The following is a 14,887-nucleotide window of genomic DNA, read 5'->3' as shown; positions in this document are numbered from 1 at the left end:
GCTCGTCAGCCCGTCCGGCGTTTGAGGACGAGCGCGAAGCGCGACAGGGGGGAGAGGGGGCGAAGCCCCCAGGAGGACGGGACGGGTAGGGGCGGAGGGGGGCGAAGCCCCCAGGAGGACGGGACGGGTAGGGGCGGAGGGGGCGAAAACCCCAAGGTTCACCCGAACGCCGGGTGCCTCCTCAGACAAGCCCCGCCGGAGGCCCCGCTACCCCCGCCCCCCGACCCGCGCAGCCCGGGCAACGGCGACAACAGCCTTCTCCAGGGCATACGCAGGATCGTCCCCGCCCCCCTTGACCCCGGCATCGGCATCCGCGACCGCCCGCAGGGCGACAGCAACCCCGTCCGGAGTCCACCCCCGCATCTGCTGCCGCACCCGATCGATCTTCCACGGCGGCATCCCCAGCTCACGCGCAAGATCCGCCGGCCGCCCCCCGCGCGCGGAGGACAGCTTGCCGATCGCCCGCACCCCCTGCGCCAACGCACTGGTGATCATCACCGGCGCGACCCCGGTCGACAGAGACCACCGCAGAGCCTCCAACGCCTCCGCCGCCCGCCCCTCGACCGCCCGGTCGGCGACCGTGAAACTGGAGGCCTCGGCCCGCCCGGTGTAATACCGCCCGACTACGGCCTCGTCGATCGTCCCCTCGACGTCCGCGACCAGCTGGGACACGGCGGACGCCAGCTCCCGCAGGTCACTGCCGATGGAGTCGACGAGCGCCTGGCACGCCTCGGGCGTGGCCGACCGCCCGAGCACCCGGAACTCGCCCCGCACGAACGCCAGCCGGTCCGCCGCCTTCGTCATCTTGGGACAGGCCACCTCCCGCGCCCCCACCTTGCGCGCGGCGTCGAGCAGCCCCTTGCCCTTGGCCCCACCGGCGTGCAGCAGCACGAGGGTGATCTCCTCGGCGGGTGCCCCCAGGTAACCCTTCACGTCCTTGATCGTGTCGGCCGACAGATCCTGCGCGTTGCGAACGATCACGACCTTGCGCTCGGAGAAGAGCGACGGACTCGTCAGCTCGGCCAGCGTGCCGGGCTGCAACTGGTCCGCGGTCAGATCACGTACGTCCGTGTCGGCGTCGGCGGCCCGGGCGGCGGCCACCACCTCCTGCACGGCACGATCGAGCAGGAGGTCCTCCTGGCCCACGGCGAGCGTGACGGGGGCGAGAGGGTCGTCATATGCAGTCTTCTTGGCCATCGCGGTCAAGCATCCCACGCACCACTGACAACGAACCCGCGACGGGAGAGCGGGCACTCGGTCACGGGCACGGACCGGCATCGGCACGGGCACGGACCGGCACGGACGCGAACCGGCACCGGCACGGACGCGGGCAGGGGCACCGGCACGGACGCGGGCAGGGGCACTGGCACTGGCGTGGGCACACGCAGGCTCGGGCTCGGGAAGTTGCGCGAGGTTCGGTCAGGAGCAGCGCACTGCCCGTTTCATGAGTTCTGCCCTACGGTTCCTCCCGCCAGCCGTCCCACTCCCGCACGAACTCGTCCAGTTCCCTGGGGTCGAGGCGCTCCCGGGGGTCCTGGAGGACCACCAGCCACTGCGCGTCCTCGGCATCGTCCTCGCCGGCCAGCGCGTCCCGGACGAGCTGTGGCTCCTCGTCGAGTCCGAACCGTTCACCGAGCGCCTCGACCGCCTCCTCCGCGGAATCACGGTCGGGCAGCACCAGCACATGTCTCACGTCGCTCACGCGATCATTTTCCGACACGCCGGACACGACCGACGCCCGGGTCGGCCCTCACGGAGGGCAGGCGAGCAGCGGGAGTGCTCCCGTCACCGCCCGCCGCGTTCCCTCCACCCGCGCCACGGCGAGACGACCTGCCCACCGCACCGGCTTCGTTCGGTTCCGCTACAGCTTCCGCACCTCCGGTACCCGGCCCAACTCGATTCCGAAGCGCTCGCGATAGACCGTCAACACCTCCTCGTCCTCGGTCAGTTCCGACACCACCTTCGTCCCGTCGGCAGCCGTCACCGTGAAGCTGCGGCCGCTGAGCGTGATCCGCCCCCCGTCCTCGGTGACCCGCGAACAGACCAGCGACCGCGTGAAATGCGACACCGGCGACGTGCTGTGCCACCAGGCCCCGGCCGCGAAGTCCTGCAGCGCCCGTGGCCGCACCTCCAGGCGGTACTGCGGCTTGCCGTCCCGGATCACGTCCAGGTCCTCGGCCCCGCGCGTCCCCCCGACGCCCCGCACTCCCGCCGCGTCCGGCCCCGCCTCGACGACCCGGAACGTGCCCGCGGGGTCCTTCTGTTCGCCCCGCTCCCCGAAGGCCAGCGGATGATGACTGTGCGCCCCGAATCCGATGTCGGCCAGCCAGTCACCCCCGTCCACCGTCCGCACCCGCAGCGCGAGATGGTCGTACGGGATCCCGACCCGCCCCTCCTTGCCGTACACCCGCCCCGCGAGCAGCGTCACATCGAAGCCCAGCGCCCCGAGCAACGCCCCGAACGCTCCGTTCAGTTCGTAGCAGAAACCACCCCTGCGAGCGCCGACCACCTTGTCCAACAGCCGCCCCTCCTCCAGCACGATCTCCTCACCCAGGTGGATCGACAGGTTCTCGAACGGCACGGACTGCAGATGACGGACGTGCAGCTCGCGCAGCGCATCGGCGGTGGGCCATGCGGGGTGCGCGACCCCGATACGGCGAAGGTAGGCGTCAATCTGTGCGGAATTCATGAGGCCAGTCTGTCGCGATTCACAACCTCACTTTCCCCTTCCCTCCCCTCCCCCCTCCCCCCTCCCCCGCCCCACCCTGTCCCCGCCTCTCCCCGTCGCCACTCGCGATCTCGGTCAATTCCGGTACCGGCCTCAGTCCGTCGCCACTCTCAGTCCGTCGCCACTCTCAGCCCTCCGCCCGCGCCTGCCACGGCGATCGCCCCGTCCTGATCGGTACGCAGCACCATGGCGCCCCCGGACCGCAGGGCCGCGACCGTGCTGGGCGCGGGGTGTCCGTACGGGTTGTCCGCACCGCAAGAGATCAGCGCGAGCCGCGGGGCCACCCTGCGTATGAGCTCCGGGTCCTGGTAGGCCGAGCCGTGGTGAGCCACCTTGAGGACGTCCACGGAGGCGAGGTCCGCGGCTGCCGGAGATCTCAAGAGCGCTTCCTGAGCGGGCGGTTCAAGGTCGCCGAGGAGCAGCAGGCGCAGCCCGGCCGACCGTACGAGCAGGGTGACGCTGGCGTCGTTCGGGCCGTCAGGCGTGAGGGCGATCGGGCTCTGGCTCGGCGGCGGCCACAGCACCCGCCAGTCGAGTGCTCCGGTACGCCGCCGCTCACCTGCCACGGCCCGCGTCACCGGAATGTTCCGGGCAGCCGCTTCCCTTCGTACGAACTCGGCCTGGTCCGGCGGTTCTTCGAACCCGGTCGTCTCGATCGCGCCGACCGAACGCCCGCGCAGTACACCCGGCAGCCCGGCGACATGGTCGGCGTGGAAGTGCGTCAGCACGACGAGCGGGATGCGGGTGATGCCGAGCGCGCTGAGGCACCGGTCGACCAGCACCGGGTCGGGGCCCGCGTCCACCACCACCCCTGAACCGTCGCCCGCCGCCAGCACCGTCGCGTCGCCCTGCCCCACGTCGCACATCGCGAACCGCCAACCGGGCGGCGGCCACCCCGTGATCACCCGGGTGAGCGGCGGTGGCTGCACCACGACCAGCAGGAACAGCACGACACAGGCCCCGCTGAGCCAGGGGTACCGCAGGAGCCGCCGTCCGACGACCACGACGACCGCCGTGACGAGCGCGAGCAGTAGCGCGCCCGTCCAGCTGCCCGGCCACTCCACTCCTCCGCCGGGCAGCGCCGCTCCGCTCCGCGCGATGTCCGCGATCCACCGAACCGGCCAACTCGCGCACCACGCCAGGGCTTTCGCCGCGGACATCGCCACGGTGGCCGTCGCCAGCGTCGCGAAACCCAGCACCGTGGCCGGTGCGACCGCGAACTCCGCGAGCAGGTTGCACGGCACCGCCACCAGACTCACCCGCGCCGAGAGGACGGCGACGACCGGCGCGCACAGGGCCTGCGCGGCGGCAGCGGCAGCGAGCGCCTCGGCCGGCCGCGGAGGTACCCGGCGCCGCCGTAGGGCAGCGCTCCATCGTGGGGCGAGCGTGAGCAGGGCGCCCGTCGCGAGGACGGAGAGCAGGAAGCCGTAACTGCGGGACAGCCACGGGTCGTACAGCACCAGCAGCAGGACAGCCGTGGCCAGTGCGGGGATCAGCGACCTGCGGCGACCCGTCGCGATGGCGAGCAGCGTGATCCCTCCGCAGGCCGCCGCCCGCAGGACGCTGGGATCGGGCCGGCACACGATCACGAAGCCGAGCGTGACCGCTGCGCCCAGCAGCGCGGTCCCCCGCAGCGGGACCCCGAACCGGGGTGCGAGGCCTCGGCGTTCGGCCCGCTGAGCGAGGCCCGGCGGGCCGATGAACAGGGCGAGCAGAATCGTGAGGTTGCCCCCGCTGACCGCCAGGAGATGGGTGAGGTCCGTCGCCTTGAACGCGTCGTCCAGCTCCGGCGTGACCCGTGAGGTGTCCCCCACGACCAGCCCCGGCAGCAGCGCCCGCGCGTCCGGCGCCAGCCCGTCGGTCGCCTCCCGCAGCCCTTCGCGCAGCCGCCCGGCGAACCGCTGCGCACCGGATGGTTCCTCCACCACCTGCGGCGGGACGCTTCCCCGTACCCGCAGCACGGCCGCGATCCGGTCCCCGCCGGAGAGAGCGGGGGCGAGCCGCGCGGACACCCGCAGTCGTGTGGAGGGCAGTACCGCCAGCCAGGGCGATCCCCGGGGTGAGCGCACGTCCACGATCATCAGCACCGGAGTGCGCGTGACCACGTCCGTCCCGCCGTCCCCGTGTGTCCCGTCAGCGTTCGTCACACGCCGGACCTCCGCGTCCATCAACACGGCGGTCGGAGCCGAGTGATCACCGTTGATCCGGGGACGGGTGAGCCGAGGATCGGAGGTGATCTCCACCTCGGCGGTCACGTGGGCGTACTGGCGCGCCAGTGACGGGACCGGTCCGCGCCGCAGATCCGCCCCGTGCAGTCCCGCGGAGGCGGCGGCCGCGGCGACGCAGAGCAGTGCGGCCGCGGCGGAGACCCGCGGCCACGAACACGACCACCCTCCCCCGCACTTCGCCTCCCCACGATTCCCGCGCCCCCACCCACGCCCCGCCGAACCGAGCGCCCCTCGTCCGCATTCCGCCTCTGCACGCCCCCCTCGCCCGCACCCTGCCGAACCGCGCCCCCCACGCCGTTCCGCCACCAGCAGGCCCACGCCCGCCGTAACGCAGACCGCGACCACGGCCGTGACCCAGCCGGGCGGTGCCCCGACCGTCACTGCCGCCGTCACCCATGCGGCCAAGGCGGGCGGCACGAGCCGGAGATCCGCCGGGCCCTCCTCACGAGGGTGCGCCGCCCCCAGCCGCCTGCCCGAAGCGGCGTGCACCGCCCGGCGGTTCATGGCGGAGCCGTCGGGCGGGGCGAGAACGGGCCCCGGCCGGCCCTGGGGTGCTCCGGATCCGGTCGCGCTCCTCGCCTTCGGGCCCCTCACGGCCGCACCAGAGTCCGCAGGTCGGCGAAGCGTCGGTCGCCGATGCCATTGACCTCGCGGAGTTCGTCGACGGAACGGAAGCCGCCGTGCTGGGCGCGGTAGTCGATGATGTGCTGGGCCAGGACGGGGCCGACACCCGGCAAGGTGTCGAGCTGCTCCACGGTGGCCGTGTTGAGAGGGACGGGGGTGGCCACTGCCGCCCCCACGCCGGACCCGCCGGTACCGACAGCGCCCGTGCCGACGGCTCCCGTGCCACCCGGTCCCGCTCCGGCCGCGGAACCCGGCGCACCCACCACGACCTGCTCGCCGTCCACGAGAAGACGGGCACGGTTGAGTCCCTCGGTGTTCACACCCGGGCGCACCCCGCCGGCCGCGCGCAGCGCGTCCTCGACCCGGGAGCCCGCCGGCAGTCGCTGGAGCCCGGGGCTGCGCACCTTGCCGCTGACGTCGACGACGAGCACGGCCCCGGCCGAGGCACCCCCCGTCGAGGCGCCCCCGTCCGCTTCCTGCCGCGCTCCTTGATCGCCCGACCCCCGGCCCGCCTGCTCGGCCGGTTCGCCGTACGGCACCGCTGCCCGCACCACCTCAGGGGCCCGCACCGACTGGGTCCTGCCGGCCCAGAAGTGCTGCACGGCGAAGACGGCGGCGACCACGAGCAGCACGGTCAGAGCGGCCACACTCCTGCGTTCCAGCCCGCACCGCGCCTGCAGCCACAGAGGCATCCGCTCCCGAACGGCCATCCCTGCCCGCTCCCGCCACGGCCCGGCCGCCCCACCCCGGCCCCCGCCGCCGCCCTCGACATCAGCATCAGCATCGACATCGACATCGACATCGACATCGACATCGACACAAGGCTCCGGCGCCGGCTCGGCATCAAAACCACCCGCGTCAGCCACCCTCCCCACGCCGACGCCCGCCCTGGCCGCGCCCACGTCCCGATCCGCGCCCGGGGGCGCTTTGCCCAGCTCCCGTCGTTCGCCGGCCCCGACCCGTTCGGTGAAGAGCGCCTCCGCGCGCAGGCGAAGGGCCTCAGCGGATGCCTGGCGTTGCCGGGTACGGCTCCGCGGGTGGTGACGGCGGTGGCGGGTGCGGCCGTCGGAGACGGAGCCGCGGCCCGGGCCGCTGGTGGGCGTGGCGGTGCGTGAGCGTGATCGGAGTGACATGCGAGGAGGATCCGGCACTGTGCCGCCCTCGCGATGATCTTGCTCAATTCCCGGGGATTACCCCCTGGTTGTGGATAACTCGGTCACCCACACGAGTCACATGCGCCGCATCGACCCCGATGGACGGCTCCAGCCTCACCGAGGGGAGACAACTACCCCCAGCAGCCCAGGGCCCGTGTGCGCCCCGATCACCGCTCCGACCTCGCTGACATGCAGATCGGCGAGGCCCGGCACGCGCGCACGCAGCCGGTCGGCGAGGGCCGAAGCCCGCTCGGGCGCGGCCAGGTGGTGGACGGCGATGTCGACCTGGGCGCTGCCCGCACGGTCGGCCACGATCTCCTCCAGGCGGGCGATCGCCTTGGACGCCGTGCGCACCTTCTCCAGGAGTTCGATGCGGCCGCCGTTCAGCTCCAGCAGCGGCTTCACCGCGAGCGCGGAGCCCAGCAGGGCCTGGGCAGCCCCGATGCGGCCGCCGCGGCGCAGATAGTCGAGGGTGTCGACGTAGAAGTACGCGGAGGTGCCCGCGGCACGCTTCTCCGCGGCGGTGACCGCGTCGTCGACCGTGCCGCCCGCTTCCGCGGACTCGGCAGCGGCCAGCGCGCAGAAGCCGAGGGCCATCGCGACCATCCCGGTGTCCACCACCCGCACGGGAACCGGGGCCTCCCGCGCGGCGAGGACGGCTGCGTCGTAGGTGCCCGAGAACTCGGCTGACAGATGGAGGGAGACGATGCCGGAGGCGCCCGACTCGGCGACCTTGCGGTAGGTCGCGGCGAACATCTCGGGGCTGGGGCGGGATGTGGTGACGGAACGCCGCTTCTGCAGCGCCTGGGCCAGCGAGCGGGCCGAGATCTCGGTGCCCTCTTCGAGCGCCTGATCGCCGAGAACCACGGTCAGGGGCACCGCGGTGATGCCGTGGCGCTCCATCGTCCGGGGCGGCAGGTAGGCCGTTGAATCGGTGACGATCGCGACATGGCGGGACATGAGCTGGAGGTTACCTGGCGGGGCGGGTGGACGGCAGCCCGGCCCCTCTCACCTGCGGTCGGGCGGACCGCTCAAGTGGTGCTCTCGGGACGGGGCTTCTTCTGCCACGGATAGCTGGGCCGCCGGTCCGGCGGGGTGATGGCGGCGCGGGTCGGCTCCTCGGCAGCGCGGGACCGCGGGGTCTGAGGCCAGGTCTGCCCGCTCGACGCGTCCTCGGGAGCCGGCGCCTCGGGCCAGGAGGCCGCGGGGGCGGGCTCCGTCGTCCAGTGCCGCAGCGCACCCGCCTCCACGTCTATCTGGGCGCTCAGGGAGTCCAGGTCGTCGTCGGCGAACCGGCGGGCCCGGTCACGGGCGGCCCAGCGCAGCGAGTCCGCCGACTGTGTGATGCGTTCGGTGCGCTCGCGCAGGCCGGGCAGCCGCTCGCTGAGCGTGCTCCTGTCGGGCTCGCTCTCCAGGCGCTTGAGCTCGTCGTCCAGTTCGTGCCCGTGCACGCTCAGGCGCTCGAAGAGTCCCAGGGATTCCTTCAGGGACTCGTCGTCGGCCGCGCCCACGTGCAGCGCGTCCTGGGTGGCCCGCATAGAGGTGCGCAGCTTCAGCCGCAGCTGGGCGATCTCGCCGACCGGGCCGGGCTGGGCGTACGTCTTGGCGCGGAGCGTGGTGTCCTCGACCGTACGGCGGGCCTGCGCGATCGTACGGTCCACGCCGCGCTTGGCCGCGCCGACCACCTTCACCGTGGCGTACGCACCGAGCACCACGAACAGCAGGAAGAGCAGGGCGAAGACTGCGACCACGGCTTCCACGACTCCTCCTCCGACCGGCACGGCAGCTGTTGCGCCGCTCTTCAACGGTAAACGCAACGGGCAGGTCCGGAGTTCCGGAGGAACCCTGAACCTGCCCGTAGGGGACGACCCCGACCGCGCTGCCCCACCGAATCCCGGGGGCTAGCGGCTCAAGCAGCTCAAGCAGCTCAAGCCGTAACGATGTTCACCAGCTTCGGCGCCCGCACGATCACCTTGCGGATTCCGGCCCCGGCCAGTGCGGCGACGACCTTCTCGTCGGCCAGCGCGACCTTCTCCAGCTCCGCGTCGGAGATCGACGGGGAGACCTCCAGGCGCGCCTTGACCTTGCCCTTGATCTGCACGACGCAGGTCACGGCCTCGTCCACGGCGTACGCCGGGTCGGCGACCGGGAAGTCCTGGTGGACGACCGAGTCGGTGTGACCCAGCTTGCGCCACAGTTCCTCGGCGATGTGCGGCGCCAGCGGCGCGATCAGCAGCACCAGGGACTCGGCGACCGGACGCGGCACCGAGCCGCCCGTCTTGGTCAGGTGGTTGTTCAGCTCGGTGACCTTGGCGATGGCGGTGTTGAACCGCAGGCCCTCCAGGTCCTGGCGCACGCCGTCGATCGCCTTGTGCAGCGCGCGCAGCGTGTCCTCGTCGGCCTCGGTGTCCGTCACCGTCAGGGCGCCGGTCGACTCGTCGACCACGTTGCGCCACAGTCGCTGCAGCAGGCGGAACTGGCCCACCACCGCGCGCGTGTCCCACGGCCGCGACACGTCCAGGGGGCCCATCGCCATCTCGTACAGGCGCAGCGTGTCCGCGCCGTACTCGGCGGCGATCTCGTCCGGAGTGACCGCGTTCTTCAGGGACTTGCCCATCTTGCCCAGCAGCCGGGAGACCTTCTCGCCCTGGTAGTAGTACGCGCCGTCGCGCTCCTCCACCTCGGCGGCGGGCACCGCGATGCCACGGCTGTCGCGGTACACGAAGGCCTGGATCATGCCCTGGTTGAACAGCTTGTGGAACGGCTCGGGCGACGAGACATGCCCCAGGTCGAACAGCACCTTCGACCAGAAGCGCGCGTACAGCAGGTGCAGTACGGCGTGCTCGGCGCCGCCGACGTACAGGTCGACGCCGCCGTGCGGCATGCCCTCGCGCGGGCCCATCCAGTACTGCTCGATGGCCGGGTCGACCAGCTTCCGGTCGTTGTGCGGGTCCAGGTAGCGCAGCTCGTACCAGCAGGAACCGGCCCAGTTGGGCATGGTGTTGGTCTCACGGCGGTACTTCCGGGGGCCGCGGCCGTCGCCCAGGTCCAGGGTCACGTCGACCCAGTCCTCGTTGCGGGACAGCGGGGTCTCCGGGGACGTGTTCGCGTCGTCCGGGTCGAAGGTGCGCGGCGAGTAGTCCTCGACCTCGGGCAGCTCCAGGGGCAGCATCGACTCGGGCAGCGAGTGGGCGATGCCGTCCTCGTCGTAGACGATCGGGAAGGGCTCGCCCCAGTAGCGCTGGCGGCTGAACAGCCAGTCGCGCAGCCGGAAGTTGACGGTGCCCTCGCCGATGCCCTGGCCGGCCAGCCACTCCGTGATGCGCGCCTTGGCCTCGGCGACGCCCAGGCCGTCCAGGGAAACGCCCTCACCGGTGGAGTTGATGATCTTCGCGTCGTACGAGGCGAAGGCGTTCTCCCAGGTGGAGGTGTCGGTACCGCGGCCGTCGGTCGGCTCGACGATGCAGTGGATCGGCAGCTCGAAGGCGCGCGCGAACTCGAAGTCGCGCTGGTCGCCCGCCGGAACGGCCATGATCGCGCCGGTGCCGTAGCCCATCAGGACGTAGTCGGCGATGAAGACCGGGACCTGCTCGCCGTTGACCGGATTGGTCGCGTACGAGCCGATGAAGACACCGGTCTTGTCCTTGGCCTCGGCCTGCCGCTCGACGTCCGACTTGGAGGCGGCCTGCGCACGATAGGCGGCGACGGCCTCGGCCGGCGTCGCGTGGCCGCCGGTCCACACGTCGTGGGTGCCCTCGGGCCAGGCGTCCGGGGTGAACTTCTCGACCAGGGGGTGCTCGGGGGCCAGCACCATGTAGGTGGCGCCGAACAGAGTGTCAGGGCGCGTGGTGAAGACCGTGATGCGCTCGCCGTCGATCGGGAAGTCGACGCGGGCACCCTCGGAGCGGCCGATCCAGTTGCGCTGCTGCAGCTTGATGGCCTCGGGCCAGTCCAGCTCGGTCAGGTCGTCCAGCAGGCGGTCGGCATAAGCCGTGATCCGCATGTTCCACTGGCGCAGCTTGGCCTTGAAGACGGGGAAGTTGCCGCGCTCGGAGCGGCCGTCGGCGGTGACCTCCTCGTTGGCCAGCACGGTGCCCAGCCCGGGGCACCAGTTGACGGGCGCGTCGGAGGCGTACGCCAGGCGGTACTCGCTCAGGAGGTCGGCGCGCTCGACGGCGCTCAGCTCGCTCCACGCGCGCGTACCGGGTACGGCGCGCTCACCACTCTCGAACTGGGCGACCAGCTCGGCGATCGGACGGGCCTGCTGCGCCTCGGTGTCGTACCAGGAGTTGAAGATCTGCAGGAAGATCCACTGGGTCCACTTGTAGTAATCCGGGTCGATCGTCGCGAACGACCGGCGCTTGTCGTGGCCCAGGCCCAGCCGGCGCAGCTGGGACTTCATGTTGTTGATGGCCGCCTCGGTGGTGATCCGAGGGTGCTCGCCGGTCTGCACGGCGTGCTGCTCGGCGGGCAGGCCGAACGCGTCGAAGCCCAGGGTGTGCAGGACGTTGTGGCCGGTCATGCGCTGGAACCGGGCGAATACATCGGTGGCGATGTAGCCCAGGGGGTGACCGACGTGCAGGCCCGCACCGGAGGGGTACGGGAACATGTCCATGACGAACTTCTTGGGCTTGGCGACCAGCGCGGGATCCCCGGCCAGGTCACCGTTCGGGTTGGGCGCCTCGTACGTGCCCTGGGCGTCCCAGAAGTCCTGCCAGCGTGCCTCGATGTCAGCGGCCATCACGGCCGTGTAGCGGTGCGGCGCTGCCACCTCGGAGGCAGCGGTGTTCGTCTCGCTCATGATCCTCAAAGCTCCATCGATCGTCTCTGCCAGCTGCCCAGGAAATGAAAAAGCCCCTCGCACAGGAGGGGACGCCGCGCCGATGCCGACCACGGTTCATCGGTGGTCGGGACTGATCAGCGCGGCTCACTAAGCAGAAGGCGTACGGCACGCATGGCGTCAGGGTACCGCAGCACCCGAGGGCGCTGCACCGGGCTTCCGAGAGGTCTGCGACACTGGGTGCCAAGGTTGTGAAGATCTTGAAAAGCTGAACAAGATTCAAATGTTACTTCGCGTAACAGTCCCTAAGGGACATCACAAGCATCTGATTGCCCTTTGATAACAACGCAATAACTCAAACCTCGTACCCATCGGTATGGCTCGACTTAGAGTGCGGCATCGGGACCGCTTCCCCGAACCGTTTGGGAGTAACCCCCCATGGAACCTCGTCGCAAGAACAGCTCGCTTCCCCGACCGGGCCGCTCGGCCTACGGGATCGTGTCAGCTGCCGTCCTGCTTCTCATACCCGCGATCGTGCTGCTCGGAGGTGACGGTGTCCGCAACTTCCTCAACTTCGGCGCCGGCGTGCTCTCCCTGGTCGCCCTCAGCTGCTCCGTGATCTGGGGGCTGGTCGCGACCGACCGGCTCTTCCTGAACACGCGTCAACGGCTGGTGGCCCAGGCGGTGCACCGGACGACCGCCGTCTCCTCGGTCGCGTTCCTCTTCCTGCACATCACGGTCAAACTGGCCCTGGACCACACCACGTTGATCGCCGCACTGATCCCCTTCGGGCTCGGCGTCACGGGCATCAACGGGCTCATCGGTCTCGGCTCCCTGGCCGGCCTGCTCATGATCTTCACGGCCATCACCGGCGCACTGCGCAGCGCCTTCGCGTCCCCCGCGCCGATCGCCGCGCGCTGGCGGGCGGTGCACCAACTCGCCTACCCCGCCTGGTGCGCCGCACTGGTCCACGGCCTCTACGCGGGTCGACAGGCCAAGCCCATCTTCGTGATCCTCTACAGCCTCTGCCTGGTCGCCGTGATGGCGGCCCTCGCGCTGCGCGCGGCTCCCCGTCCGTTCAAGCGCAAGGTGGCCGACCGGATCATGACGGTTATGGGCACCGACACCAGGCCGGGACGCGAGGAGCTCGAGGAGAGCCGCGCCCGCAACGCGGAGACCGGCCCCCTGGCAGGCTTCGACCCACGATCGGCGAGCCGTCCGCCGGCGGACACAGCAGTGCCGCCGCAGCGGATGGCGTCCCCCGCGCCGCTCTACGACGCCCCCACGCGGACCATGACCCCCGAGCCCGCCAACGGCTTCGCGGCGGCCTACCGGGCCGTGTCGGCGACCCCGCGTGCCCAGGACCCACTGGCCGCCGACCAGACCGCGCGCATGGAAGTGCCTCTGAACCTGCAGCCCACCCAGTCGTTCCCGCCCGTCGAGAGCGGCCCGCGGTGGCCCTCCCCGTCCCCGCCGCCGGTAGGAGAGGCACCCCCGTCCGCGTACGACCCGCTGTACGACACCTACGCGGGCACGCCGATCCAGGGCAACTTCGAGTCTCCGTACCCAACCGGTGAGACGAACGCCCCCTACGGCACGTACAACACGAACGACACGTACAACAGCGGTCCCGCCACGGAAACACCTCCCGGTGCCTTCGACGCGCCGGGTTCCGGCGAACCCTGGAACGCGCCTTCCGGAGGCTTTTAAGTGAACGAGGCCCTGCCCGACGTCCCAGAAGTCCGGGTGGTCGGGCTTCCGCAGCTCACGTCTGGCTTCGACCTTGTCGAACGGCTCGACCTGCCCATGCACCTGAAGGTGCACGGGCCGCTCGAACCCATCGGCGGCGAGCAGCTCGCGCAGCTCGCCGAGCGGATCTCCCTCAAGGGCCGCGGTGGCGCGGGCTTCCCCTTCCACAAGAAGCTGCGCTCGGTCGCCGAATCGGCGATCAAGCGCGGTGTACGGCCCGTGGTCGTCGTCAACGGAAGCGAGGACGAGCCGGCCTGCCGCAAGGACACGGTGATGATCAACCGTGCCCCGCACCTCATCCTGGACGGCGCCCTGCTGGTCGCCGAGGCACTCGGTGCCCGCACCCTCGTCGTCGGCGTGACCCGCGAATCCACCCAGCGCTCGATGGAGGCGGCGCTCGCCGAACGCGGACTGACCAACCGGCGAGGCGCGGCCATCCGCGCGCGCGTGCAGCGCAACCCGGTCCGCATGGTGACCGGCGCGGCCGCCTCGCTGATCCGCTCCATAGACGGCGGCCCGGCCATCCCCCCGGGCCGCAAGATCAGCGCGTCACAGAGCGGTGTCGGCGGCGCGCCGACGCTCCTGTCCAACGCCGAGACGTTCGCCCAGCTGGCGATCGCCGCGCGCATCGGCTCCGAGCGCTACTGCAACACCGGCCTGTACGACGAGCCCGGCACCGTCATGCTCACCGTCTCCGGGGCGGTCGCCCGCCCGATGGTGCTGGAGGTCCCCACCGGGGTGCCCCTGCGGTACGTGCTCCAGCTCGCCGGCGCGCCCCCCGTCCCGCAGGGTGTGCTGACCGGCGGCTACCACGGCAAGTGGCTGGACTCGGCAACCCTCGACGAGGCGATCGTCTCGCGGAACTCGCTGGACGCGGTCGGCGGCGCGCTCGGCGCGGGCGCGGTGCTGCCGATCAGCCAGGACACCTGCGCGCTCGGCGAGTCATTGCGGGTGGCCCAGTGGCTGGCCGCGGAGAGCGCGGGACAGTGCGGTCCCTGCTACCTCGGTCTGCCCGCCGCGGCGCGCGGCCTGGAGGACATCCTCAACGGGGGCGGTCCGGCCGCCCTGGAGGCGGTGAAGCAGGTCGCCAAGGCCGTGAAGCGGCGCGGTGCCTGCTCGCACCCGGACGGCTCCGCGATGTTCCTGGAGTCGACGCTCAAGGCGTTCACCGACGACCTGGCCGCGCACGTCCTGGGCAACGGCTGCGGCCGGCCGGTGCACGGCGTGCTCCCGCTGTTCGAACCGGGCCAGGCCCCCAGCAGCATCCCCGGCGCCCAGCCGGAGGATTCGGGCCCCAGCCGCCAGAAGATCTACGTCGACTGGACGCTGTGCCGCGGCCACGGCCTGTGCGCGGACATCCTCCCGGAGGTCTTCGAACTGGGCGCGGACGGCTTCCCGACCGTCGCACAGGCCCAGGTGCCCCGCTACGCCGAAGCGAAGGCCGTACGCGCCGTGCGCCGCTGCCCGGCGCTCGCCCTGCGCATCGAGGAGGACACACGGTCCTCCGCCCCGGCACGCAACAACCTGCCCGTCCTCTCGCAGGGACGCGGCCGCCGGGCCCTCGGCAGCGGCCGCTGACGCCCCGCCCGGTGGCTCGGTCCGGCGCCTCGCGCGCCGGTCCGGG

General features: G+C 71.7%; 10 protein-coding genes. 2 read left to right on the top strand and 8 right to left on the bottom strand.

Annotated features, from left to right (window positions below):
* Positions 1-207 precede the first annotated feature (207 nt).
* The 8 genes from holA to leuS form a co-directional block, all read right to left on the bottom strand.
* Positions 208-1,197 carry a DNA polymerase III subunit delta gene (gene holA, locus ABZS97_RS39815; RefSeq protein ID WP_356147022.1) on the bottom strand — a complete coding sequence of 330 codons (990 nt, stop codon included), beginning with the start codon at positions 1,195-1,197 and terminating at the stop codon, positions 208-210.
* 259 nt (positions 1,198-1,456) lie between these two features.
* Complete coding sequence (locus ABZS97_RS39810) at positions 1,457-1,702, bottom strand: hypothetical protein (RefSeq protein ID WP_356147019.1); 246 nt, start codon at positions 1,700-1,702, stop codon at positions 1,457-1,459.
* Positions 1,703-1,861: 159 nt separating this feature from the next.
* The gene (locus ABZS97_RS39805) at positions 1,862-2,689 is read right to left on the bottom strand and encodes an arylamine N-acetyltransferase (protein WP_356147017.1); all 828 of its coding nucleotides are present in this window, start codon (positions 2,687-2,689) and stop codon (positions 1,862-1,864) included.
* Between the two features lie 149 nt (positions 2,690-2,838).
* Positions 2,839-5,460: a ComEC/Rec2 family competence protein gene (locus tag ABZS97_RS39800; protein WP_356147013.1), complete on the bottom strand. Its 2,622-nt coding sequence runs from the start codon at positions 5,458-5,460 to the stop codon at positions 2,839-2,841.
* An 86-nt stretch (positions 5,461-5,546) separates the two neighbouring features.
* Positions 5,547-6,713 (bottom strand): ComEA family DNA-binding protein, encoded by a 1,167-nt coding sequence (locus ABZS97_RS39795; protein WP_356147010.1) that lies wholly within the window; start codon positions 6,711-6,713, stop codon positions 5,547-5,549.
* 135 nt (positions 6,714-6,848) lie between these two features.
* The gene (locus ABZS97_RS39790; protein ID WP_356147007.1) at positions 6,849-7,694 is read right to left on the bottom strand and encodes a DegV family protein; all 846 of its coding nucleotides are present in this window, start codon (positions 7,692-7,694) and stop codon (positions 6,849-6,851) included.
* Positions 7,695-7,765: 71 nt separating this feature from the next.
* Complete coding sequence (locus ABZS97_RS39785) at positions 7,766-8,494, bottom strand: hypothetical protein (protein WP_356147003.1); 729 nt, start codon at positions 8,492-8,494, stop codon at positions 7,766-7,768.
* Between the two features lie 167 nt (positions 8,495-8,661).
* Positions 8,662-11,535, bottom strand: a complete 2,874-nt coding sequence (gene leuS / locus ABZS97_RS39780) for a leucine--tRNA ligase (RefSeq protein WP_356146997.1) — start codon at positions 11,533-11,535, stop codon at positions 8,662-8,664.
* Positions 11,536-11,952: 417 nt separating this feature from the next.
* Between leuS and ABZS97_RS39775 the strand changes: the two genes are divergently transcribed.
* Both ABZS97_RS39775 and ABZS97_RS39770 read left to right on the top strand, forming a co-directional pair.
* Positions 11,953-13,224 carry a cytochrome b/b6 domain-containing protein gene (locus ABZS97_RS39775; RefSeq protein ID WP_356146994.1) on the top strand — a complete coding sequence of 424 codons (1,272 nt, stop codon included), beginning with the start codon at positions 11,953-11,955 and terminating at the stop codon, positions 13,222-13,224.
* On the top strand, positions 13,225-14,841 hold the full coding sequence (locus ABZS97_RS39770) for an NADH-ubiquinone oxidoreductase-F iron-sulfur binding region domain-containing protein (RefSeq protein WP_356146991.1): 1,617 nt from the start codon (positions 13,225-13,227) through the stop codon (positions 14,839-14,841).
* Positions 14,842-14,887 lie beyond the last annotated feature (46 nt).

The sequence above is a fragment of the Streptomyces sp. NPDC005485 genome (genome assembly GCF_040606085.1).
Classification (GTDB): Bacteria; Actinomycetota; Actinomycetes; order Streptomycetales; family Streptomycetaceae; genus Streptomyces.
The sequence above is the reverse complement of the archived record's forward strand: the minus strand, read 5'-3'. Positions and strand labels throughout refer to the sequence as shown.

Bases quoted from the DNA above. Each gene is read 5' to 3' on its own strand.
- ABZS97_RS39775 (WP_356146994.1), top strand. From the start codon at position 11,953: ATGGAACCTCGTCGCAAGAACAGCTCGCTTCCCCGACCGGGCCGCTCG.
- ABZS97_RS39790 (WP_356147007.1), bottom strand. From the start codon at position 7,694: ATGTCCCGCCATGTCGCGATCGTCACCGATTCAACGGCCTACCTGCCG.
- ABZS97_RS39800 (WP_356147013.1), bottom strand. From the start codon at position 5,460: ATGAACCGCCGGGCGGTGCACGCCGCTTCGGGCAGGCGGCTGGGGGCG.
- holA (WP_356147022.1), bottom strand. From the start codon at position 1,197: ATGGCCAAGAAGACTGCATATGACGACCCTCTCGCCCCCGTCACGCTC.
- leuS (WP_356146997.1), bottom strand. From the start codon at position 11,535: ATGAGCGAGACGAACACCGCTGCCTCCGAGGTGGCAGCGCCGCACCGC.
- ABZS97_RS39805 (WP_356147017.1), bottom strand. From the start codon at position 2,689: ATGAATTCCGCACAGATTGACGCCTACCTTCGCCGTATCGGGGTCGCG.
- ABZS97_RS39795 (WP_356147010.1), bottom strand. From the start codon at position 6,713: ATGTCACTCCGATCACGCTCACGCACCGCCACGCCCACCAGCGGCCCG.